Origin of the sequence: Streptomyces toxytricini, assembly GCF_014649915.1 — a bacterium.
Taxonomy (GTDB): Bacteria; Actinomycetota; Actinomycetes; order Streptomycetales; family Streptomycetaceae; genus Streptomyces; species Streptomyces toxytricini.
In genome coordinates this window covers 383-22,142 of sequence record NZ_BMTY01000014.1, presented here as the reverse complement: position 1 = coordinate 22,142, position 21,760 = coordinate 383, and the positions used below count along the sequence as shown (strand labels likewise).

At 74.0% G+C, this 21,760-nt stretch carries 24 protein-coding genes; 11 read left to right on the top strand and 13 right to left on the bottom strand.

All coding sequences use genetic code 11. The features are described from left to right. The first annotated feature begins 49 nt into the window (after positions 1-49). Complete coding sequence (locus IE170_RS18740) at positions 50-994, top strand: RNA polymerase sigma-70 factor (RefSeq protein ID WP_189810557.1); 945 nt, start codon at positions 50-52, stop codon at positions 992-994. Here IE170_RS18740 and IE170_RS18735 read toward each other — a convergent pair. The 3 genes from IE170_RS18735 to IE170_RS18725 all read right to left on the bottom strand — a co-directional run bounded on the left by IE170_RS18735 (position 991) and on the right by IE170_RS18725 (position 2,958). Beyond that, on the bottom strand, positions 991-1,797 hold the full coding sequence (locus IE170_RS18735) for an SDR family oxidoreductase (protein ID WP_189810556.1): 807 nt from the start codon (positions 1,795-1,797) through the stop codon (positions 991-993). The two genes, IE170_RS18740 and IE170_RS18735, sit on opposite strands and share 4 nt — an antisense overlap. A gap of 109 nt (positions 1,798-1,906) precedes the next feature. Then, positions 1,907-2,461: a cysteine hydrolase family protein gene (locus IE170_RS18730; protein ID WP_189810555.1), complete on the bottom strand. Its 555-nt coding sequence runs from the start codon at positions 2,459-2,461 to the stop codon at positions 1,907-1,909. A gap of 107 nt (positions 2,462-2,568) precedes the next feature. Beyond that, positions 2,569-2,958, bottom strand: a complete 390-nt coding sequence (locus tag IE170_RS18725; protein ID WP_189810554.1) for an ArsR/SmtB family transcription factor — start codon at positions 2,956-2,958, stop codon at positions 2,569-2,571. A gap of 95 nt (positions 2,959-3,053) precedes the next feature. Between IE170_RS18725 and IE170_RS18720 the strand changes: the two genes are divergently transcribed. Then, positions 3,054-5,048 carry a heavy metal translocating P-type ATPase gene (locus IE170_RS18720; RefSeq protein WP_189810553.1) on the top strand — a complete coding sequence of 665 codons (1,995 nt, stop codon included), beginning with the start codon at positions 3,054-3,056 and terminating at the stop codon, positions 5,046-5,048. A 32-nt stretch (positions 5,049-5,080) separates the two neighbouring features. On the opposite strand, the gene IE170_RS18715 is transcribed toward IE170_RS18720, so the two are convergent. Continuing rightward, entirely contained in the window at positions 5,081-5,839 is a 759-nt protein-coding gene (locus IE170_RS18715; protein ID WP_189810552.1) for a class I SAM-dependent methyltransferase, read from the bottom strand. Positions 5,840-6,002: 163 nt separating this feature from the next. Between IE170_RS18715 and IE170_RS33195 the strand changes: the two genes are divergently transcribed. From IE170_RS33195 to IE170_RS18700, 4 genes are all read left to right on the top strand, one after another. Further along, complete coding sequence (locus IE170_RS33195; RefSeq protein ID WP_263406993.1) at positions 6,003-6,128, top strand: hypothetical protein; 126 nt, start codon at positions 6,003-6,005, stop codon at positions 6,126-6,128. A gap of 56 nt (positions 6,129-6,184) precedes the next feature. After that, positions 6,185-6,544, top strand: a complete 360-nt coding sequence (locus IE170_RS18710) for a PRC-barrel domain-containing protein (protein ID WP_189810551.1) — start codon at positions 6,185-6,187, stop codon at positions 6,542-6,544. A gap of 191 nt (positions 6,545-6,735) precedes the next feature. Continuing rightward, the gene (locus IE170_RS18705) at positions 6,736-7,113 is read left to right on the top strand and encodes a hypothetical protein (protein ID WP_189810550.1); all 378 of its coding nucleotides are present in this window, start codon (positions 6,736-6,738) and stop codon (positions 7,111-7,113) included. 233 nt (positions 7,114-7,346) lie between these two features. After that, complete coding sequence (locus IE170_RS18700) at positions 7,347-8,402, top strand: AraC family transcriptional regulator (RefSeq protein WP_189810549.1); 1,056 nt, start codon at positions 7,347-7,349, stop codon at positions 8,400-8,402. A 109-nt stretch (positions 8,403-8,511) separates the two neighbouring features. Here the strand turns inward: IE170_RS18700 and gap are convergent, their stop codons facing one another. The 6 genes from gap to IE170_RS32710 form a co-directional block, all read right to left on the bottom strand. Next, positions 8,512-9,507, bottom strand: coding sequence for a type I glyceraldehyde-3-phosphate dehydrogenase (gap, locus tag IE170_RS18695; protein ID WP_189810548.1), 996 nt, complete (start codon positions 9,505-9,507; stop codon positions 8,512-8,514). Between the two features lie 119 nt (positions 9,508-9,626). Further along, the gene (locus tag IE170_RS18690) at positions 9,627-10,583 is read right to left on the bottom strand and encodes a GlxA family transcriptional regulator (protein ID WP_189810547.1); all 957 of its coding nucleotides are present in this window, start codon (positions 10,581-10,583) and stop codon (positions 9,627-9,629) included. A 58-nt stretch (positions 10,584-10,641) separates the two neighbouring features. After that, positions 10,642-11,820, bottom strand: coding sequence for a PP2C family protein-serine/threonine phosphatase (locus tag IE170_RS18685; protein ID WP_229884951.1), 1,179 nt, complete (start codon positions 11,818-11,820; stop codon positions 10,642-10,644). 290 nt (positions 11,821-12,110) lie between these two features. Beyond that, complete coding sequence (locus tag IE170_RS18680; RefSeq protein WP_189810545.1) at positions 12,111-12,938, bottom strand: cytochrome c oxidase assembly protein; 828 nt, start codon at positions 12,936-12,938, stop codon at positions 12,111-12,113. Beyond that, complete coding sequence (locus tag IE170_RS32715) at positions 12,935-13,423, bottom strand: DUF2243 domain-containing protein (protein WP_268255658.1); 489 nt, start codon at positions 13,421-13,423, stop codon at positions 12,935-12,937. Before IE170_RS32715 ends, IE170_RS18680 begins: the two co-directional genes overlap by 4 nt. A 14-nt stretch (positions 13,424-13,437) precedes the next feature. Next, positions 13,438-13,623, bottom strand: coding sequence for a hypothetical protein (locus tag IE170_RS32710; RefSeq protein ID WP_223856297.1), 186 nt, complete (start codon positions 13,621-13,623; stop codon positions 13,438-13,440). Positions 13,624-13,958: 335 nt separating this feature from the next. Here IE170_RS32710 and IE170_RS18670 point away from each other — a divergent pair, with 335 nt between their 5' ends. From IE170_RS18670 to IE170_RS18655, 4 genes are all read left to right on the top strand, one after another. Then, a complete protein-coding gene (locus IE170_RS18670) occupies positions 13,959-14,402 on the top strand; it encodes a DUF4383 domain-containing protein (protein ID WP_189810543.1) in 444 nt (147 codons plus the stop codon). A 12-nt stretch (positions 14,403-14,414) separates the two neighbouring features. Continuing rightward, the gene (locus IE170_RS18665; RefSeq protein WP_189810542.1) at positions 14,415-15,203 is read left to right on the top strand and encodes an ANTAR domain-containing protein; all 789 of its coding nucleotides are present in this window, start codon (positions 14,415-14,417) and stop codon (positions 15,201-15,203) included. A gap of 120 nt (positions 15,204-15,323) precedes the next feature. Then, the gene (locus IE170_RS18660; protein ID WP_189810541.1) at positions 15,324-15,521 is read left to right on the top strand and encodes a DUF2795 domain-containing protein; all 198 of its coding nucleotides are present in this window, start codon (positions 15,324-15,326) and stop codon (positions 15,519-15,521) included. 75 nt (positions 15,522-15,596) lie between these two features. After that, positions 15,597-16,067 carry an SPW repeat domain-containing protein gene (locus tag IE170_RS18655; protein WP_189810540.1) on the top strand — a complete coding sequence of 157 codons (471 nt, stop codon included), beginning with the start codon at positions 15,597-15,599 and terminating at the stop codon, positions 16,065-16,067. Between the two features lie 1,029 nt (positions 16,068-17,096). On the opposite strand, the gene IE170_RS32705 is transcribed toward IE170_RS18655, so the two are convergent. From IE170_RS32705 to IE170_RS18640, 3 genes are all read right to left on the bottom strand, one after another. Continuing rightward, a complete protein-coding gene (locus IE170_RS32705; protein ID WP_229884949.1) occupies positions 17,097-18,503 on the bottom strand; it encodes a helix-turn-helix transcriptional regulator in 1,407 nt (468 codons plus the stop codon). Positions 18,504-18,751: 248 nt separating this feature from the next. After that, on the bottom strand, positions 18,752-19,357 hold the full coding sequence (locus IE170_RS18645) for a hemerythrin domain-containing protein (RefSeq protein ID WP_189810539.1): 606 nt from the start codon (positions 19,355-19,357) through the stop codon (positions 18,752-18,754). Then, positions 19,357-20,553: a hypothetical protein gene (locus IE170_RS18640; RefSeq protein WP_189810538.1), complete on the bottom strand. Its 1,197-nt coding sequence runs from the start codon at positions 20,551-20,553 to the stop codon at positions 19,357-19,359. Before IE170_RS18640 ends, IE170_RS18645 begins: the two co-directional genes overlap by 1 nt. 463 nt (positions 20,554-21,016) lie before the next feature. Between IE170_RS18640 and IE170_RS18635 the strand changes: the two genes are divergently transcribed. Next, positions 21,017-21,760: cytochrome c oxidase subunit I (locus IE170_RS18635; RefSeq protein WP_229884947.1), on the top strand; the 744-nt coding region annotated here is incomplete at its 3' end.

The following is a 21,760-nucleotide window of genomic DNA, read 5'->3' as shown; positions in this document are numbered from 1 at the left end:
GCCCCTCCCCCGCCGGGGGGTGCCGCAGCCGCGCACTAGGATCGGGGGCATGCCGCTGACCATGGACGACGTCGAACGCTTCGAGGCCGCGAGGCCGCGCCTGGAGGCCATCGCCTACCGCATGCTGGGCTCCGCGGGCGAGGCGGAGGACGCCGTGCAGGAGGCGTTCCTGCGCTGGCAGGCCGCGGACGTCTCGCTCATCGAGGTCCCCGAGGCGTGGCTGACGAAGGTCCTGACCAACCTGTGTCTGAACCAGCTCTCGTCGGCCCGCGCCCGCCGGGAGACGTACGTCGGCCAGTGGCTCCCGGAGCCGCTGCTGGAGGGGGACCCGATGCTCGGCCCGGCGGACACCGCGGAGCAGCGGGAGTCCGTCTCGTACGCGGTCCTCGTGCTGATGGAGCGGCTGTCGCCCAACGAGCGGGCGGTGTACGTGCTGCGGCAGGCCTTCGACTACCCGCACCGGGAGATCGCCGAGATCCTCGACCTGACGGAGGCGGCCAGCCAGCAGATCTTCCACCGGGCCAAGAAGCACCTCGCGGAGGGCAGGGCGCGCACCGAGATCGACCGGGCGGCGGCCCGGCGGGTGGTGGAGGAGTTCCTCGCGGCCGCGACGAGCGGGGAGACCGAGCCGCTGGTGCGGCTGCTGACCTCCGACGCCATCGCGGTCGGCGACGGCGGCGGGAAGGTCCCGGCGCGGGCCAGGGCCTTCGAGGGCGCGATGGCGGTCGCGAGGTTCATGCGGGGGCTGTTCAAGCCGGCCCCGGCGAAGCGGAAGCTGGTCGGCGGCGCGGCGGACATGTACGCGACGACCGCGAACGGCGAGCCGGCCGTCGTGGCGGTCGTCGGCGGCCGGGTCATCGGCGTCATCTGCCTCCAGGTCACACCCGAGGGCATCGCCGCGTTCCGCAGCCAGGTCAACCCGGACAAGCTGGAGCGGGCCACGGAGGCCTGGGCGTCCAGGCCCCACGGGGAGCCCCTCCTGCGGGCGTTCTAGGGGCGGCGCCAGTCCTCGCTCTCGAGGTGGGAGCCGGCCATGGGGCCCATGCGGAGCATGCCGCCGTCGACCGCCCAGGAGGCGCCCGTCACGTACGAGGCGTCCGGGCCAGCCAGGAAAGCGATGACGGCGGCCACCTCGCGGGCGTCGCCGGGGCGGCCGAGGGGGACGCCGGGGCGGTGTTCGCGGTGCACGTCGGTGTCCTCCTGGCCGGTCATGGGGGTGGCGATCTCGCCGGGGGCGACGGCGTTCACCGTGATGCCGTGCTCGGCCAGTTCGAGCGCCATCACCTGGGTGAGGAGGCCGAGGCCGCCCTTGGCCGCGCAGTAGGGTGCGGAGCCGACGCGCGGCTGGTGCTCGTGAACGGACGTGACGTTGACGATGCGGCCCCCGCCGCCCTGGGCGATCATGCGGCGGGCGGCGTGCTGGGAGCACAGGAACGGGCCGACCAGGTCGACGTCGAGGACCTCGCGCAGGGTGTCCGGGGCGATGTCGAGGAACGGGGTTGCCGTGCCGGTGCCGGCGTTGTTGACCAGGACGTCGAGGCGGCCCAGCTCGTCGGCGAGGTCGTCGACGATCCGGGCGGCGGCCGGCAGGTCGGTCAGGTCGAGGCGGGCGACGGCCGCCCTCCTGCCGTGGCCGCGTACCTCGGCGGCCGTCTCCCGGGCTCCCGCTTCGTCGGTGTGCCAGGTGATGCCGACGTCCATCCCGGCTTCGGCGAGGCGGGCGGCGGTCGCCCGGCCGATGCCGGAGTCCGCGCCGGTGACCACGGCCGCCCGGGGGGCGGGCTGGGGCTGTGACATGGGCCTGTCCTCCTGCCTGTGCGTGGGTGCTGTTCCCCGGGCGTGGATCCGGGGCGGTCCGCGCCTGCCCGCCGACCGGCCCCGCAATCCCTCCGCCGGTGGGGCCGGCTCATCCGGCGGGGGGCTGCGGCCAGAGCTCGTCCGGGCCGTCGACGACGCGGGCGCCCATGTTCTCCACCATCATCCGCAGGGCCGCCTCGGCGAGGTCCGCGTGGATGTGGGCGACGGCGTTCCGCGGTACGACGACGTCGAGGTGGCGGATGTGCGCGTCGAGCGCGGAGTACAGCACGCACTGCTCGGTGACCTGACCGGCCAGCACCAGGCGGCCGACGTCCATCGTGCCCAGCAGGTAGGCCAGCGGCGTCTCGAAGAACACCGAGTGGCGGGCCTTGACGACGAAGAGGGAGTCCTCGTCCGGCAGGACCGGCTCCACCAGCTCGGGGTGCGCGCCGGCCATCGCGACGTCGACGATCTGGCCGTGGTGGGAGCGCCACTGGCCGAAGTTGTCGTTGACGTAGATGACGGGCACCTGCGCGGCCCGGGCCGCGTCGAGCAGCTCCACGATGCGGGGCAGTGCGGTGCGGACGGAGGGGACCAGCAGGTCGGCGTCCTCGTGCCGGTAGGGGTTGAGCATGTCGATGACCACGACGGCCGTGTTGTCCATGCCGTCGAATCTGTGGGGCGGGCGGGGCGGGCGCGGCCGCCGCGCCGCAGGCGTCCCCCCTTCGGCCCATGTCCGGCGCACCGGGCCGGGGCCGGCGGGGTGGTCCCTCAGGCGAGGGCGGGCGGGGCCCCCTCCGCGGGTGGGGCGGGGGTGTCGCGCAGGCCGAGGCGGAGGTGTTCGACGTGGTAGAGCGCCTGGTCGAGGAGGTGCGCGACGTGGTCGTCGTAGAGGGAGTAGACGATCGAGCGGCCGTGGCGCTCGCCGGCGACCAGGCCGAGGTTGCGCAACAGCCGGAGCTGGTGGGAGCAGGCGGACGCCTCCATGCCGACGGCGTCGGCGAGGTCCCCCACCGAGCAGGGGCCCTCCTGGAGGCGGGCGAGGATGTGCAGCCGCGAGGGGGTGGCGAGGGCCTGGAGGGTGGCGGCGACGTCGGCGCTGCCGACCGCGTCGAGGCGCTCGCGGGTGGTTCTGCCCTGGCTGACGGTTCCGTGGCCCATGGCCCCATGATACCGACGACACTTGAAGACCTCTTCAGATGTTCTTGTATGGTGGTCGCGGTCCTCCCACCCGCCCCCCGAAGGGTCGTTCTGCCATGTCCTCAGGCCTGGAACAGCGCGCCGCTCCGGCCGGCGCCGGAACCCGCCGCGCCGCCCCGCCCGTCCGGCGTACGCGCGTCCTCGCACTGCCGGAGGCCCGGTGGGCGCTGGCGGCGCTGGTGCTCTTCCTGCTGGCCCTGCCCGCGTACCTGCTGGGCGGACCGGCCTGGCTGTGGGGGCCGCTGTTCGCCGGCTGCTACGCCGCGGGCGGCTGGGAGCCCGGCCGGGAGGGTCTGAAGGCCCTGAGGGAGCGGACGCTGGACGTCGATCTGCTGATGGTGGTCGCCGCGCTCGGCGCCGCCGCGATCGGACAGGTCCTCGACGGAGCGCTGCTGATCGTCATCTTCGCCACCTCCGGCGCCCTGGAGGCCCTTGCGACGGCGCGCACCGCGGACTCGGTGCGCGGGCTGCTCGACCTCGCCCCGCCTGCCGCAGCCAGGATCCGCGGCGACGGGACGGAGGAGGAGGTCGACGCCGCGCGGCTGGAGGTCGGGGACACGATCCTCGTCCGGCCGGGCGAACGCGTCGGCGCCGACGGCCGGGTGCTGGCCGGGGCGAGCGAGGTCGACCAGGCGACCATCACCGGCGAGCCGCTGCCGGTCGCCAAGCAGGCGGGCGACGAGGTGTTCGCGGGCACGGTCAACGGCACCGGCGCGCTCCGCGTGCGGGTGGAACGCGACCCGGCCGACTCGGTCATCGCGCGGATCGTCCGGATGGTCGAGGAGGCCTCCGGGACGAAGGCCCCCACCCAGCTGTTCATCGAGAAGGTCGAACAGCGGTACTCGGCCGGCATGGTCGTCGCGACCCTCGCCGTCTTCGGCATCCCGCTGGCCTTCGGCGACGACCTCTCCTCCGCACTGCTCCGGGCGATGACCTTCATGATCGTCGCTTCGCCGTGCGCGGTCGTCCTGTCCACGATGCCGCCGCTGCTGTCCGCCATCTCCAACGCCGGCCGCCACGGCGTGCTCGCCAAGTCCGCCGTCGTCATGGAGCGGCTCGGCCAGGCCGACCTCGCCGCCCTCGACAAGACGGGCACCCTGACCGAGGGCACCCCGCAGGTCACCGACGTCCGGCCGCTGCCCGGCAGCAGCCTCGGCCCGGACGCCCTCCTGCTGCTCGCCGCCCGCGCCGAGCACTCCAGCGAACACCCGCTGGCCCGTGCGGTGGTCGCCGCCGCCCGGGAGCGGCAGCCCGTACCGGGCGGTGCCACCTGCTTCGCCTCCCTCCCGGGGCGGGGCGTCGCGGCCACCGTCGACGGGCGGCGCATCGAAGTGGGCTCCCCGTCCGCACTCCTGTACGGCCGCCCCGGCTCCGGGCCGGGGCAGAGTGGCGGTCCCTGTGCGGCGGAGGTGGCCGCCCTGGAGGAGGCTGGGCGCACCGCGGTCGTCGTCCTGCGCGACGGCGCCCCCGTGGGCGTGATCGGCATCGCCGACCGGCTGCGGTCCGACGCGCGGGCGACCGTGGCCGCCCTCGCGGAGCTGACCGGCCGCAGCCCCGTGCTGCTCACCGGGGACAACGAGCGCGCTGCGCGCCGCCTCGCCGCCGAGCTGGGCATCACCGACGTGCGCGCCGGGCTGCTGCCCGAGGACAAGGCCGCCGCCGTCCGGGCGTGGGAGGCGGAAGGCCTGAAGGTCCTGGTCGTGGGGGACGGCGTCAACGACGCCCCCGCGCTCGCGGCCGCCCACTGCGGGATCGCCATGGGCAAGGCGGGCTCCGACCTCGCCCTGGAGACCGCCGACGCGATCGTCGTCCGCGACGAACTGGCCGCCGTGCCCGCCGTCGTCGCCCTCTCCCGCACCGCCCGCCGGCTGGTCGTGCAGAACCTGGCGATCGCCGGGGCCTTCATCACCGTCCTGGCGGCGTGGGACCTGATCGGCACGCTGCCGCTGCCGCTCGGCGTCGCAGGGCACGAAGGGTCCACCGTCCTCGTCGGCCTCAACGGGCTGCGCCTGCTGCGCGAAGCCGCCTGGCCGCGGCCCGCGGCGCCGTAGGCCCGGACAGGGCGCCGGGGGCGGAGCACCGGTCAGCCGTCGCACCTGACGTGCAGGAACTCCTGGTCGCAGCTGAGGGCGAAGCCACCGGAAGGCTCCACTGCGCCGTGCTCGCGCAGGTAGGCGGCGACGGTGTCCCGCGCATCCGGCGAGTCGAGCGGGCCGACGACGAGTTCGCTGGCCTCCAGGGCGGTGGCGAGGTCCGGGAGCCGCAGGGACGCCGGCTGGACGTGGCGCCGCGCGGTGTACGGCCGGCCCGCCGCCGCGTCGTCCAGCAGGGCCGCGGCCCCGTCCAGGACGGGCGTGCGGATGCCGAAGTGGCGGGCCATGGCCACGCAGTCGCTGCCCGGGTGCTGGAGGACGAGGACGAGCTCCCCGCCGGGGCGCACCCAGGACAGCAGGGCGGCGAGGTGCCCGGGCCATTCGGCCTCGGGGATGTAATAGAGGACGTGCGAGCACAGCACGAGGTCGGCGGGCTCGGGGACGGCCGCGGCGGAGATCGGCACCGGGAGGACCTCCGCTCCTGGGCAGGCGGCGCTCAGTTCGCCGCGCAGGGCGGGGTCGGGTTCGACGGCGACGGTCCTGCGGAAGCGGGGGGCGAGGGCGGCGGTGAAGTAGCCCGTGCCGGCCCCGGCGTCCACGAAGACGTCCCGGCGGGGCAGGCCGTCCACCACGTCGAGGAGGTGGTCCCGTTGGCGTTCCTTCTCGTCGGTGTGCGCGAGGTAGGTGCGGAAGACCTGCCGGTAGCGGGGGTGGGAGGGGTCGAGCTCCCGCCATGCGCGGTCGTCCATGTCGGGTCGTCCTTTCGCCGGGTGCCGTCGTGGGCGGTGCGGCGCGCGGCGCAGGGCGCCGGCCGGCACCGTGCCGGGCCAGCGTAGGGCCGCGGGGCGGCGCGACGGCGCTGCGGCGGAAGAAGGGTGCGTCAATCGGCCGTGCGGGGGCAGGCGAGCGGGCATGACAGGAAACCAGCTCTCGTTACTGGCCGCCGAACCGGCCCCGCCGGGGCCGGTCTGGCTCCATCTGCTGCTGCTCGCCTTCGCGTTGGGCGTGCTCATCCACAGCCTGGCCGGGGGCCGCTGAGCCGCTCCGGCCCGGCCGCCGCATCCCGAGAACCGCCGAGAAAGGAACCGAAGCCCATGACCGGGAACATCTGGGTCTACCGCCTCACCGTCGGCCGCCTGGAGGGCGTCGACCTGACGGGGTACAAGGTGGAGGCCGTCGACGGCAGCATCGGCAAGGTCGACAAGCACTCGGACGAGGCCGACGCCTCCTGGATCGTCGTCGACACCGGGCCCTGGATCTTCGGTCGGCAGGTGCTGCTGCCCGCCGGGACGATCACCCGCATCGACGCCAACGAGCGGAAGATCTACGTCGACCGGACCAGGGAGCAGGTCAAGGACGCGCCGGAGTTCGTCCGGGAGAAGCACCTGGGCAGCGCCGACCACCACCGGGAGGTCGGCGGCTACTGGGGCGACGCGCCGCTGGGCCGCTTCTGACGGGGCCCCGGGCGCGGCCGCCCCGGGCCGCCGGACCGCCCGGCCTCGCGGGCGCGGCCGACCGGGTGACGTTCCGTCACGGGTGGCCGAGCACCGCCCGGCGTTTCGGCCGCACGCCCTGCACAGGTCGGGGAGGGTGGGGAACCACAGGCGGCTCGCCGTGGGCCGCCGTCCGCCGGGGAGTGTGAACCATGCGCCGACCTGTTCCCGTCGTCCTCGCCGCCGCCGCACTGACCGGGGCGCTCGCCGCGCCCGCCGCCGCGGCGGACCCGGCTCCGATCACGTCGCCGTACGTCCAGGCCGCGGCCGACGTGAGCCCCTCCGGGGTGCTGAGGCGGGCGAAGAACATCGACTGGGTGCGGCACATCGACCGCGGCCGCTACTGCGTCAACGTGGGCGACCAGGTGAACCTGGCGTTCAGCATCGTCCAAGTCGAGCTGCCCAACTCCAACCGCCGCAGCTTCAGCACCGCTCCGAACGCCGTCTGCGGCAACAACTCCGTGACCGTGTACACGTACGACCTGAACGGCAGCTACGTCGACAACGCCTTCACGGTCGCCGTCCTCTAGGACTGTCCGGCGGATCAGGCGAGGGCGCGCGGCCGCGACTGGACCCCCGTCCCGGTCGCGGCCCCGCGGTCGTACCCCCATCCTCTGCCGGGCCCCGCGGCCGGCCCAGGGGCACTTCCCGCCACCGGGGGGACCCGGCGCGCCACCGGGGGACCGCGGGCGCCACGAGGGGGGCATCCCGCGCCGGACTCCGCGAAGGGCTTGTGCCGGGACCTGCCCTATGCTCACGCCCTGTGGTTTCGCATGCGCATCCGGGGACGACCTCCTCCGCCCTCACCCGACTCAGCGTCAACGTCGCGTCCCTGCTCGGCGTCCCCCGAGCCGGATACGGCCACCTCCTCGGTGTGGCGGCGGAGCACCTCCACGACGACCTGTGCCGGACGCCCGCGGCCACGAGCAACCGGATCGCGGAGCTGTCGACGGCTCATGTGTCGTGGCCGGAGCTGTCCCTGCTGCTGGCGCAGCAGTCGGCCGTCGGGACGTTCGGCGTGTGGGACTACCTGATCACCTCGGCGCCCACCCCGCTCGAAGGCATCCGGGACGCCGCCGCGCACCTGGCCGTCGTCGCCGACACCAGCACGGACACCCTCCGCGTCACGGAGGACGGCGAGCAGGTGACGATCAGTCACGTGAACCACGCCGACATCGGCCACGATGCCGCCTGCGCGGTCCGCGGCTACGCCCTGGGCCTCTACCGGCAGCGCCTGGGCGACGCCGCACGGCGCCGACTCGTCCCGGTCCGCGTGACCCTGGCTGCCGAGGCCCCCCGCCGGCACGACGCGCTCATCGAGCTGTACGGCACCCGCGCCATCGACTTCGAGGCCCCGGCCAGCTCGATCACCTTCCTCGCCTCCGACCTCACGGCGCCGACGCCCCACGCCCAGCCCGGCCTCTCCGCGGTGCTCCGCCGGCACGCCGAGCAGACCCTCGCCTCCGCGATCCCCCTGCACGACTGGCTGGACCTGTTCCGTACGGCGCTGGCTTCGGCGAACGACGGGGCAGGCCCGTCCCTCGCGGGGGTGGCGCGGCGGATGGCCGTCAGCACCCGCACCCTCCAGCGGCGCCTCGACGAGCACGGCACCACCTGGAACGGCGAACTGGAGACGCTGCGCCGGGACCGGATCACCCGGCTGCTCCACACCACCGACCTCGGCATGGACGCGATCGCCGCCCGCAGCGGCTACGCCGACGCCCGCGCGCTGCGCCGCGCGGTGCAGCGCTGGTACGGCACCACGCCGGCGGCCCTGCGCAGCGCGGCCCGCGGATGCCCGGGCGCCGTCCTGCCCTGAGGCGGAGCGCTCCCGCTCCAGGGGGCGCGTACGCCGCACGGCCGCACGCGAAACGGCTCCGGCCGCCCGGGAGACCGGGCGGCCGGAGCGTGCTGACACGCGGGGAGGGTCAGCCGGCGAGGAGCGTGAGGGTGTCGATCACGCGGTTCGAGAAGCCCCACTCGTTGTCGTACCAGGCGACCACCTTGACGTGGCGGCCGTCGACGCGGGTGAGCGCCGAGTCGAAGATCGAGGAGGCGGGGTTGCCGACGATGTCGGCGGAGACCAGCGGGTCCTCGGAGTACTCCAGCACGCCGGCGAGGGGGCCCTCGGCGGCGGCGCGGTACGCCGCGAGGACGTCCTCGCGGGTCACGTCGCGCGACACGGTGGTGTTCAGCTCCACGATCGAGCCGACCGGGACCGGGACGCGGATCGAGTCGCCGGACAGCTTGCCGTCGAGGTTCGGCAGGACGAGGCCGATCGCCTTGGCGGCACCCGTCGTGGTGGGCACGATGTTGACGCCGGCGGCGCGGGCGCGGCGGGGGTCGCGGTGGGGGCCGTCCTGCAGGTTCTGCTCCTGCGTGTAGGCGTGCACCGTCGTCATGAAGCCGTGCTCGATGCCCGCGAGGTCGTCGAGGACGGCGGCGAGCGGCGCGAGCGCGTTCGTGGTGCAGGAAGCGTTCGAGACGATCGTGTGCACGGCCGGGTCGTAGGCGGAGGTGTTCACGCCGTAGGCGAGGGTGACGTCCGCGCCGTCCGACGGGGCGCTGACCAGGACCTTCTTCGCCCCGGCCTTGATGTGGGCGGAGGCCGCGGAGGCGGACGTGAAGCGGCCGGTCGCCTCCAGCACGATGTCGACGCCGAGCTCCGCCCAGGGGAGCTGCTCCGGCTCGCGCTCGGCGAGGACCTTGATGCGGCGGCCGTCGACGACCAGGACGTCGCCGTCGACGGTGACCGGGCGGCCCAGGCGGCCGGCCGTGGAGTCGAACGCGAGCAGCCGCGCGAGGGTGGCCGGCTCGGAGAGGTCGTTCACGGCGACGACCTCGAGGTCGGTGTTGCGTTCGAGCAGCGCGCGCAGCACGTTGCGTCCGATGCGGCCGAACCCGTTGATGGCGATGCGAGTCATGAGCGGTGTCCCCTTCTGTTCGGCTACAGATTCGCCCGCCGCGCCCCGGCGGGGACAGTGGCGTGATCGCCACGGTTCAAAAGGATCTCGCCAGTCGAGCGGGGGCTTGCAGCCGCTCGCTACTCGCCGCGGGTGAACGTGCGCCGGTACTCGGTGGGGGTCGTGCCGAGGATCCGCTGGAAGTGCAGCCGCAGGTTCGCGCCGGTGCCGAGGCCGACGTCCGCGGCGATCTGCTCGACGCTGCGCTCCGAGCGCTCCAGCAGCTCACGGGCCCTGTCGATGCGCGCCCGCATGATCCACTGCATGGGCGTGTAGCCGGTGTCGTCGGCGAAGCGACGCGAGAACGTCCGGGAGGAGACCGCCGCGTGCTCGGCCAGCGCCTCCAGGGTCAGCGGCTCGGCCAGTCGGCGCAGCGCCCACTCGCGGGTGGCGGCGAACCGCTCCCCGAGGGGTTCGGGCACGCTGCGCGGCAGGTACTGCGCCTGGCCTCCGCTGCGGTAGGGGGCCGCGACCAGGCGGCGGGCCGCGTGGTTGGACGCGGCGACCCCGAGGTCGCCGCGCAGGATGTGCAGGCACAGGTCGATGCCCGACGCGGCGCCCGCGGAGGTGAGCACGCTGCCCTCGTCGACGAACAGGACGTTCTCGTCGAGCCGGATCCGCGGGTGTTTGGCGGCGAGCGCCCGCGCGTAGTGCCAGTGCGTGGTGGCGCGCTTGCCGTCGAGGAGGCCCGTCGCGGCCAGCGCGAAGGCGCCCGTCGAGATGGCGGCGAGCCGGGCGCCCCGCTCGTGGGCGGCGGTCAGGGCGGCGAGGACGGCCTGGGGCGGGTCGTCGCGGTCGGGGAAGCGGTAGCCGGGGACGAACACGATGTCGGCCCAGGCCAGCGCGTCGAGCCCGTGGTTCACGTGGTACGACAGGCCGTCGCCGCCCGTGACGAGGCCGGGGGCCGCACCGCACACCCGCACCTCGTACGGCATGCTCGCGCGGGTGGTGAAGACCTGGGCGGGGATGCCGACGTCGAGCGGTTTCGCTCCTTCGAGGACGAGGACGGCGACGCGGTTCAGACGGGTTGACGACACCCGTCCGAGGGTACGCGCCGGTGCGCCGGGCGCCGCGGGCCGGGCGCGGCGGGCGTCGTCAGCCCGGGTGCCACTCGACCAGCAGGATCGTGGCGTCGTCGCGCAGCTTGTGCTCCTGGTGCCCGCGCACGAACTGGATCAGCCGGCGCAGCGCCTCGGGGGCGGTGTCACCGGCCGCGGTGGAGCGGATGACGGTGTCGGCCAGGCGCTCCTCGCCGAAGAAACTGCCGTCGGGACCGCGCGCCTCGGTGACGCCGTCGCTGTGGATGAGCACACGGTCGCCGGGCTGGAGGCGTTCCCGGTGCAGGGCCGGCGGTTCCTCGCTGTGGAGGCCCAGCCCGAGCGGCAGCTGCGGGGTCCGCTCCAGCACCCGGGGCAGGACGTGTCCGTCGCGGATGAGCAGTGGCGGCGGGTGGCCGCAGTTGACCCAGGTGAACTGCCCGCCGACCGTGTCGAGGTGGGCGATGACGGCGGTCATCAGGCGGCCGGGGATCCACTGGTCGAGGGTGCGGTCGATGGTGCGGGCGATGTCGGGGAGGGTGCCTCCGGCGCGCCGCGTGGCCCGGCAGGCGGCGAGGCCGGTGGCGCTGGCGCCGCCGGAGGCGAGGTCGTGGCCCATCGCGTCGAGCAGGGTCAGGTGCAGGCCGTCCTCGGTGAAACTGTGGTCGAAGGCGTCGCCCCCGATGTCGTACGCCGGCTCCAGCACCGCGGACGAGGTGGCCTCGGCGGTGCCGATGGTCCGCGGCGGCAGGAACGCCCACACCAGCTCCGCCTGGACGGTCATGGGGCGCAGCCGCTCCCGCTTGACCACCAGGTCGTTGTACGGAGACTTCGACATGAGCACCAGCGTCGCCAGCGTCGCCAGGGCCCGGCCCGCGTCCAGCAGGGCCGGGGGGAACGCGGGCGCGGTCGCCTGCATGACGCCGACCCGCTCGATGCCGTCGATCATCGGCACCCAGGCGGTGCCGCCGTCGCGGGGCACTTGGACCTGCCGGGTCCGGTAGGCGAGGCCGCCGAGCGAGGAATCGATGTCGAGGGCGTCGGCGTGGCCGCCCGTTGCAGGACCGGTCTGGGGCATCGCGACGAGCCGGACCTGCTGGAGGTCCGCCACGTACATGCGCGTCCCGGTCAGCCCGAGGCGCCTGCCTGCGGCCTCGACGAGGTCGGGGACTTCGCGTGCGGCCACGCGGTGCGAACTCTCCAGCAACTCGGCGAATACGGCGTCACTCCCAGTCACGGCCGCTCCCCTCGTCGCGGTGGGCCGCCCGGCCCCGCCGCCGCACTGCCGGGCCCGGGGCGACAGGCCGTTCGTCTCGGGTGGGCCGCCACCCGGTGGGCCACCTCCAGCGTGCCCCACTTTCCGGGTGGGCCGCCATTCGCCGCGGGGCGTCAGGAGGTACGCACGGAGGGGCAGGGCCGCCGGCCCGATGGCGGCCCTGCCCGAGCGGCACCGGGGGCGGCTACGGCCACCGGCACCGTGCGGCTCCTCGGACGGGTCCGGACGGCTTCTGCCCGCCTGGCTGCCACTCATGCCGCGCCGTGGACGGCCGCGGCGCGCCGGCGCAGCGCCCGGCGGCGGGTGCGGCCCGTGGCGGCGTACCACTGGACTGCGAGGACGAGGGCCAGGCCGATCTCGACGGCGTCGCCGCCGTAGTACATCAGCACCGCGCCGGCGCGCAGGTCGCCGGGGGTGACGGCGAGCCCGGGCGGCGGGACCGCGTACAGGCCCTTGGCCAGGACGGCGTGCGCGGCCCCGGCGGCGAGCAGCGTCCCACCGCGGATGCCGAGCCCGCCGCCGCTGCGCCGTACGGGGTCCAGCCTGCAGACGGCGAAGGTGAACAGCAGCCCGGCCAGGAGCATGTGGGCGTGCACCGCGGCGTGGAGCAGCGGCCGCTCCCCGGCTGCGGCGAGGAGAGGGGTGCGGTGGAGCAGCCACAGCCCGCCGATGTCGGCCAGGGCGGCCACGGGGGGCAGGACGGGCAGCGCGGCGGCCCGGGAGCGGCCGGCGGCGGTGAGCGCCCGGCGCGCACGCGCCGGCGGCAGGACGCGCAGGAGCAGCGTCACCGGGCGGCCGAGGACGAGCAGGAGCGGGGCGGCCATTCCGGTGAGGAGGTGACGGCAGACGTGTGCGGTGAACGGCTCTCCGGGCAGCGGGCCCAGGGCCGCCCAGGCGAGCGCGGCGGCGCCGGCTGCGAACGAGGCGTCCCGGCGGCGCGGCCAGGCGTCGCCTCGCCGCCGGAGGCGGGCGGCGGCGACCGCGTAGGCCGCGGCGGCGAGGAGCACGGCAGCCGCAGCAGCGAGTGCGTACACGCCGGTACCGGCGGCCGCGTCGGGGTGGGTGTGGGCGCCGGTCACCCGTGCTGCTCCCGTCCGGCGCGGCGACGGCGGTGCGCGCGGAGGGCGAGACCGCAGCCGGCGAGGAGGAGTACCGCGCCGGCGGCGTTCCAGGCCAGGTCGTACGGGGCGAGGTCGACGCCGTAGCGGATCTGGTGCACGCGCAGCAGCTTGTGGTCGACGATGCCGTCGAACACCTGGAAGCCGCCGAGGCCGATGAGGGCGCCGGCACGCGCGTCCGGCCGGGAGAACGCGCCGCGGCGGCGCAGGTCGGCGTAGAGGAAGAGGCCGGCGACGAGGGCGAGCAGTTCCGCGGTGTGCAGCAGGCCGTCGGAGAGCAGGCCGACCGCGGGTGTGGAGCGGTCGTAGAAGTGGTGCCAGCCGAGGATCTGGTGGAAGACGATCTCGTCGGCGGCGGCCATGACGGACGCTCCGATGAGGGCGCAGACGAGGAGGGAGCGGCGGGCGTCGGGGCCGTCGTTCGTGCCGACACCGGCCTGCTGCACTTCCCGACGGCCTTTCACCGCGGCGCGAGGCGGGCAGGGCGCGGCCGTGAGTCGCGTTCGCCGCCGGCCTGCCGGGCGGTGAACCGGCCCTCCATCAGGTCGACCATGTCGTCCAGGACTTGTACGAAGTCCCGCCACGGCGCGGGCCCACCCTGTGCGTGCTCCTCGCGCCGACTCCGCGGCGGCTCGGGCTTGGCCATGACCCACCTCCCGGGTCGATCCGGCGGCCGGGCGCGGTGCGGGACGCACCGGGCCGCTGTGGAGAGAGCCTCTGCCCGCGAGCGGAGCGTTCATGCGGCCGCGGACGGACGGGCGGACGGGCGGGCGGGCGGCAGCGGATGGGTCGCGGACGGCCGCGGACGTGAGGAGACACCGCCCGTTTTCACCCGCCGTGGCGGGGCAGCCGCCCTGCGGGAGGCGGCCGCAGCGGCAGCCCGGAAGCGAAGGGGGCGTTCTTCGCCGTCGTCACCTCCGGCGTCGTCCGCCGCCGGCCGCCCACGTCCGCGTCACCGCCCCCAGCGGCAAGGAGCACGTCATGGCCCTGCACACCCGAGCCCAGCCCAGGACCGCCGTACAGCTCGCCGCTCTCGCGGTGGGCGCCGTCTTCCTTCTGATCAGCATCCTCGGCTTCATCCCGGGGATCACCACCGACTACGACACCCTGCGGTTCGCCGAGCACCACTCGGAGGCGAAACTGCTGGGCGTCTTCCAGGTGTCGGTCCTGCACAACATCGTGCACCTGCTGTTCGGCGCCGCCGGCCTCGCCATGGCCCGCGCCGCCGGCAGTGCCCGCGCCTACCTCGTGGGCGGCGGCGTGGTCTACCTGCTGCTGTGGCTCTACGGACTGATCATCGATCACGACAGCGCCGCCAACGTCATCCCGCTCAACGACGCCGACAACTGGCTGCACTTCCTGCTGGGCATCCTCATGGTGCTCCTCGGCGTGCTGCTGTCCCGCCGGCGCGTGCCGCGGGCATGACCGGGGACGCGGATGCCGCCCGCGGAGGGAGAACGGCGCGGCCGGCCGGTCCCCGGCGGCAGTGAGGGAGCGGCCGGCGCTGCCGGTGCCCGCCGCGCCGCGGTTTTCCGCCGCATCACGGCGGCCCTGGAGCGGAGTGCGCCCGAGGACGTGCCCGGCCGGTTGTGCGCGGAGCTGGCGTCGATGCTGCCGGCGCGGGGGCTCGCGATCAGCCTCCTCGCCGTCGGCGGCGTTCCCGGCAGCACCTGGTGCGCGAGCGACGCGGTGGCCCGGCGGCTCGCCGACCTGCAGTTCACGCTGGGCGACGGTCCCGGTATCACGGCCGCCGAGGTGTTCGCACCCGTCCTGGCCCCGGACCTGTCGTCCGCCAGGGAGGCACGGCGGTGGCCGCTGTTCACTCCCCCGGCCCTGCGGGCGGGGGCCCGCGCGGTGTACTCCGTTCCCCTGGGCAGCAGCAAGGACGTCGTCGGCACCCTGGACCTGTACCGCGACGCCCCCGGCATCCCCGCCCCGCCGGAGCTGGCCACGGCCGTCATCGCGGCCGACGCCTCCACCCAGGTGCTCGGCGCCCTGAGGCGCCGCGACGGCGGCGGGGACGTCACGGCCTGGCTCCACCCCGGCCTGACACCGCCCGAGGCGAACGAGATCCACCAGGCCGCCGACCTGATCACGGCGGTTCGGGGCATCGACGTGGACGAGGCCTTGGCCCTGCTCCGCGCACGCGCCTTCCGCGAGGACCGCACCGCCGCCGAGGTGGCCCACGACGTCGTCCGGGGCACCCTCCGCCTCGACACGGACTGAAGGGGAACGCGGCCGGGTGGAAAGTCCCGGGCCCCTTTGAATCGGTGCCCCGATTGCGGGCAGCGGCCAGGCGACGGACCCCGAGGGCGCAAGCCCGGATCAAACGAAGAGGAGACCGACATGGCCGATATCAGCCCCATCGACGTACAGAAGGCCCTGAAGGGCGCCGAATACCCCGCCAGCAGCGACGACCTGGCCTCCCTGGCCGAAAGCAACGGGGCCGACGACAACGTCGTCGAAAAGCTCCGCAGCTCCCGCTCGAAGCAGTACGACGGCCCCGATGACGTCCAGAAGGCCGTCTTCGGAAGCGGCTCGTGATCCGACCCCCCGCCCGGGCCTGACCGGTGCGGCGCACCGGTCAGGCCCGGGCCGTCGGGAGAGAGGGAGAAAGCGATGTCGGTCTATCACCATCAGCAGATCCAGCAGCAGACAATGCCGCGAGCGGATGCGCAGCACATTCTGCGCCAAGGGTTCCACGACCAGATCCTCGGCCTTCTCATGTTCATCGCCGCCACCGCCCTGTGGGTGGTCCCGATGGCCACCCAATCGGGACCCAAGGACGCCCAGGTCAACGAAGCCGTGGTCGGCATCCTGTTGACCTTCGTCGTGGGCCGGCGGCTCTACCTCGGCGGGGGTGTCCGGTCCGATGTGGTCGTGGGCCTGTGCGGCCTCTGGATGATCGTCTCGCCGTTCGTCCTCGGCCTGCAGAAGACCGCCGTCGACAGGGCGAGTCTCATCCTCGACGTGGCGGTGGGCAGCGTCCTCGTCCTCCTGTCGGCGATTTCGCTCCTGGTGCTCCGCGCGGACCGCAGAGCGACGGAGGGGGCGGCGGGGCGACGACGGGAGCCGGTTGGCGGGAGCTGACGACTCGGTGTCGGTGTCGTGCGGGGGCGTCCCGTCAGCCCATTGTCCTTCCGGCGCGGGCCGGCCCGTCAAGGGCGCTCCCTGCGGTCGCGTCGCTCCGCGATGGCCTGACGGCCACCCTTGACCGACCGACCCACTCCGGAAAGACAAAGAGCTGCCGGGAAGCCCCCAGGGGGAGGAACGGCCTGGAGGAACACGAGGCACGAGGCCGCATCAGGGAGCCTTCTCTCCCGCCCCGGCAGGCACATTCCGTCCCACCCGCATCCAGACCCGTCGGCGGAGAGCCGGGGCGACGTCCCTGCACGAATCGACGCCCAGAGCATCATCCGGAGACAGGAGCGCCCCAGATAGCTACGTGGACACTCTCCACTCGGCGGCCGACCGCCGCCTGGGGCCGCGAAGCGCCCAGCCCGCTGCTTGCCCCTCGTATATCGGCGCCAGACGGCAGGTTGCCCTGGATCCGGCGGTCAGTCGCCGAGCAGACGGCGTCCCGGTAGCGATCGGACGCGCCGCCCGGCCCCTGACGGCCGCCGGACGCTGGAGAATGCCGGGCCGCGTAGCGATCTGGGGCGCTTGTGTCACCGGATGATGCTCTGGGCATCGTTTCCCGACGTCACAGCCCACCCGACTCCTGCCGACGGGTCGACTGATGCCGGTGGGACGAAAGGGGCCCCTGGGGCGGGAGAGAAAGCTCTCTGATGACCCCTCATGCCGCACGCTACCTCCAGGCCGTTCCCCCGGGGGCTTCCCGGCAGCTTGTTGGCATTCCGGGGCGGGTCGTCCTGTCAAGGGTGGCCCGCAAGGGCCATCGCGCAGCGACGCGACGACGAAGGAGGAGCGCCCTTTACAGGGCGGCCCGACCCGGAAGGACAATGGGCTGCCGGGACACCCCCCGCACCCACCGACCCCGAGTCGTCGGCTTCCGCTCCCCGGAGCCCACCGTCTCGGTTCCTCCCCCGCCCCACTGGCCCAGATCCCACCGTCTCTATTCCTCCCCCGCCCCACTGGCTCACCCCTCATCCCCACCCCTCACCCCCGTGCCAGCCCCCGCGCCGCCTCCAGGGCCGCCCCCACTTCCGGCAGGGCCGGCACCGCCGGCTGTACCGCCTTGATCAGGCGGCGGGTTTCCGACTGGCCCGCCGCCACCGCCAGGGGGACCCGGCGGGCCGTGCAGTGGCGGTGGAGGGTGAGGACCGTGGCCGCGGCCGATGCCGTGGCGGCCGCCGGCGGCAGTTCGACGACGACGCAGTCCGGGCGGTGCGCGTCCAGCAGGGTCCGGACGTACTGGACGAGCCCCTCGCGCCGGTCCGGGTCGGGCGGACTCCACAGCGTCACGACGAGACACCGCTCGCGTACGACGTGCGTGACGGGAGGCCGACCCGGCCTCCGCGCGGCCGGACCCGAGCCCCCCGCCGTCTCCGCCCCCGCACCCGCCTCAGACCCGCCTGGAACTCCCCCCGCCGGTGCGGGGACCGCCGTGGCGGGGCCCTGCGGCGCGGTGCGGCCCGGGCGGGCTGCGAGGGTGCGGCTGGGAGACGTCCCGTACGCGTCGCGGTAGGCGGCGGCGAAGCGGCCGGGGTGGGCGAAGCCCCACCGGGCCGCGGTCTCGGTGACCGTGCTCTGCCCCGGCATCGCCGAGGCGAGCTCCTCGTGGACGCGGGCCAGGCGGACGCCCCGCAGGTAGGCGAGGGGGGTGGTGCCGGCGTGGCGGGCGAAGGCGTACTGCACGGCGCGCGGGCTGACGGGGATCGAGGCGGCGATGTCGGCCAGCGTGATGTCGAGGTGGGCGTTGGCCTCGATGAACCCGATCGCCCGCTGGAGGGTGGCGTCCCCGGGCGCGGCCGCGGGGCGCGCCCCGGGCGTGGTGTACGGGAATGCGGCCAGGACGGCGGCGGCGAGCAGCTGGCCGCAGGTCGTGTCGATGAGCGGCGGCCGCGGGCGCGGAGGCGGGGCGAGGACGCTGTCGCGGAGGAAGGCGATGGTGGCGGCGAGCTGCCGCCCGGCCCCGGCGGTGGTGGGGCGCCGGTCGGTGAACAGGATGGGCCGGCGGGCGGTCTTGTCGCAGGCCTGGAGGGTGTCGGCCAGCAGGTCGGGGTGGAGGAGGGCCGCGGTGTAGCGGGCGCCTGAGACGGCTCCCCCGTACGGCCGGTGTCCGGCGGTGTGGAGGAACACCTCACCCGGTCCGAAGACCTCGTCGGGCAGTCCGCTTTCCCGGACCGCGACGGTGCCGGTGTGGAGGACGACGACGCAGACGGCGTTCAGCGGGTCGGCGGTGAACGACATCTCACAGCCGATCCGCAGGTCTTCGACGGAGAAGCGGTCCGCCGTGTGCCGGACCACCTCCGTGCGGGCGTCCGGCGAGGCGTGGACGGTCACCTCGGCGTACTGCCGGGAGAGGTAGGCCTCCGTCTCGGCCGGGTCGGAACTCCGGAACACCAATCCCACGACAGCCCCGTCCGCTCACCCCCACTGCCAGTGCCAGTGCCAGTGCCGCACGCGCGCGGCTCGCTCCCCCGCTGCCGACGCTACGCCCCGCCGTCCGGTGGGCGAAGCGCGACCCGTCACCGGGTTCGCTCCGCGGACCGGGGTCTTCGCGAAACGGATGCCGCCTCGGACGGCACCACCGGGTGGACCGGGCGGCGGATGTACTCGCGCGCCGACCCGCCGACCCGCCGACCCGCCGGTCAGCCGTCCCCCATGGCGCGCCGGACGGCGTCGCGCACGCGGTCGGCGACGGCGGCCGCGGGCCCGAGGGCCAGATTGGCAGCGGCGCCCTCGACGCCCGGGTGGGGACGGGTGGGAGCGGCCGCTTCCGCCGCCTTGACGGCCTTCGCCATGAGGGCGAGACGGTCGGGCGGGGTGGTGCGGCGCAGCTGCGCGAACTCGTAGCGCTCCTCGGACCGGGCGTGGACCAGTACGGCGTCGCGGAGGGAGAGCAGGGCGGGCATGAACCGCGGGTCGGAGGTGTCCATGTCGTCCAGTGCGGCCAGTTTCTCCTTGGCGGCCTTCTCCTCGGCGAGGCGCTCGGCGACGACGTCCCCGCCGCCGTCGAAGGCGGACCGCGCGGCGGGGTGCACCACCTCCTCCTCGGCGGTCTCGTGTACGGCGAGCAGGTGCACCAGGCGGCGGAAGGCGGCGGCGCGCTCCTCGCCGTCCGCGGCGCGGACCTCTTCGAAGAGGGTGTGGATCCGTCCGTGCTGGCGCATGAGCAGGGCGACGACGTCCTCGGTCACCGCCGGGTCGCCCTGCCCGGCGTCCTCGTCCACGGGGGTGTCCTTCCTGGCGGGCATCAGGCGCGCTCGGATGCGACGGGGTGCGGGCCCTCGGTTTCGAGGCGGTAGTCGCGGTCGAACATCTCGCGGTGCTGGTCGATGACGCGGTCGCTGGGCGGGCGCTCGCCGTCGTGGAGGCGCTGCTGCATCTGCTCGAACCGCTCGTGGGCTTCGCGAACGTAGCCGGCGCCCAGGGTGGTGAGGTCCATCTGGGTGGCGAGCAGTTCGCGGAGGTGGTCCTTGTTCGGCTCGAAGGTGAGGACGTTCGGCAATTGCGGGGCGAGGATCTCCTCGGGTTCGCGGCCGTCGTGGCGGCGCATCAGGTCGCAGGCGATGCGCAGGTGTTCCAGTTCCATGTTCAGGTGCAGCTCCCACAGTGCCTTCACCTTGGGGTGGGACTCCTGCTCCATGAAGGAGTGGTACAGGTAGCACTCGTTGTACTCGTGGTTGACGAGTTGCTCCCACCAGGTCTCCCCCGGGTCGACGAGGGACTCGTAGTGGGTGACGTGCTCTTCCTCGATGAGGCCGATCTCCTGGTAGAGCTGGCGGGCGATCGGCTCCATGTAGGTGGGGCCGGTGTTCATGTAGAAGTTCATGGTCTGCTGCTCGGCGGCCATGACCGTCAGGGCGTGCAGTTTGGACAGGGGGTCGGTGGCCGCCCGGTCGTAGGGGTCGCGGACGTTGTCGAAGGGGTGCCGGTGGTGCATCCGGGTGGGCCGGCCGGGCATGACCTCCGTGAGACCGTCGACGATGGCCTCGGCCTTGCGGTGCTCGATCATCTCGTAGAGGTTCGCGTACCGGTACAGGTGGTCGAAGTCCTCCAGCACCCCGAACTCGTAGGCCTGCCGCAGGTAGGGGTCGGGTTCCATCCGTGCGATCCACGCGGTGAGGTCCACCGCCACCTGTTCGTAGGCGATCGTCGTCTCCAGCACGGAGGACACGCCCGGCAGGAGCCAGTTCACGGCCTTCTGCTGCTGGGCCTCCACGTAGCGGACCTCGGCGAGGCCTCGCTTGACGTCCGGGTCGACGGTGTTGCGGGCCAGCTGGTGGCTGAAGAGGATCGCCTCGACTTCGATGCCGTTCATGGTGATCACCCGGCAGCGGGTGTACGGGTCGGAGGCGTCCGGGTCGATCGGCGCGACGTTCAGCTCCCGCCAGCTGCGGATCTGGCGGTCGAGGGGGATGCCCCGCTGCTCCAGGGGGTTGAAGGTCATGCGGCACCAGCCTTCGGGTGGGGGCGCGGACTGCGGCAGTGGGCATCCTGCCGTCCTTCGCGCCTCCGGCTGCTGCGCCGACTGCGCGCGCCGCGCGCCCGGCCTTGCGTCCCCTGGACAGGGGGTGGCGTACAGCCGCAGGTAGGACGGGTGGCTGTCCGCAAAACGACGACTGCCGCCGCCTCACGCCACGTCATTCGGGCGGCCCAGCGGCCGGGTGCCGGATCGGTCGGCTGCCGTTCACTCTGCGGGTACGGGTGTGCGGCATTCGGATGATGCGGCGGACTGTTCGCTTCGCGGATGGCCGGGCGCCCCACCTGCGGTTCCTCGGCGCGGCCGTCCGTATTGCGCGAACCCTGCGGTGCGCGGCCCGCGGTTCGGGTCGGGCACCGGAGTGCGGCGGGCCGATATACGGAGGGTGTGCGGCCGTCGGCCGTGCCTACACCTTCTCCGAGGGGGCGCGTTGTCTGCTTCCGCTGTCACCGAGCCGGTCGCGCCGGTGCCCACGCCGGGCCGGACGCCCGGCCAGGTCGTGGTGTCCTGGCTGTCCACCACGGACCACAAGAAGATCGGCCACCTCTATCTGATCACGTCCTTCGTGTTCTTCCTGGCGGGCGGTGTGCTGGCGCTGGCGATCAGGGCGGAGCTGGCCCGTCCGGGCCTGCAGATCATGTCCAACGAGCAGTACAACCAGGCGTTCACCATGCACGGCACGATCATGCTGCTGCTGTTCGCGACGCCGACGTTCGCCGGGTTCGCCAACGCCATCATGCCGCTGCAGATCGGCGCACCGGACGTGGCGTTCCCCCGATTGAACATGCTGTCGTACTGGCTGTTCCTCTTCGGCGGGCTGATCGCCTTCGCGGCGTTCCTGACCCCGCAGGGCGCGGCCGACTTCGGCTGGACGGCATACACGCCGCTGAGCAATGTGGAGCGCAGCCCCAGTATCGGCTCCGACATGTGGATCATGGGGCTGGCGCTGGGCGGCTTCGGGACGATCCTCGGCGCCGTCAACTTCGCCACCACGATCATCTGCATGCGCGCCCCCGGCATGACGATGTTCCGGATGCCGATCTTCACCTGGAACGTGCTGCTGACGTCGGTGCTGGTGCTGTTCGCGTTCCCGGTGCTGGCGGCGGCGCTGCTGGTGCTGGAGTCGGACCGGAAGTTCGGCTCCCACGTGTTCGACCCGGCCAACGGCGGCTCT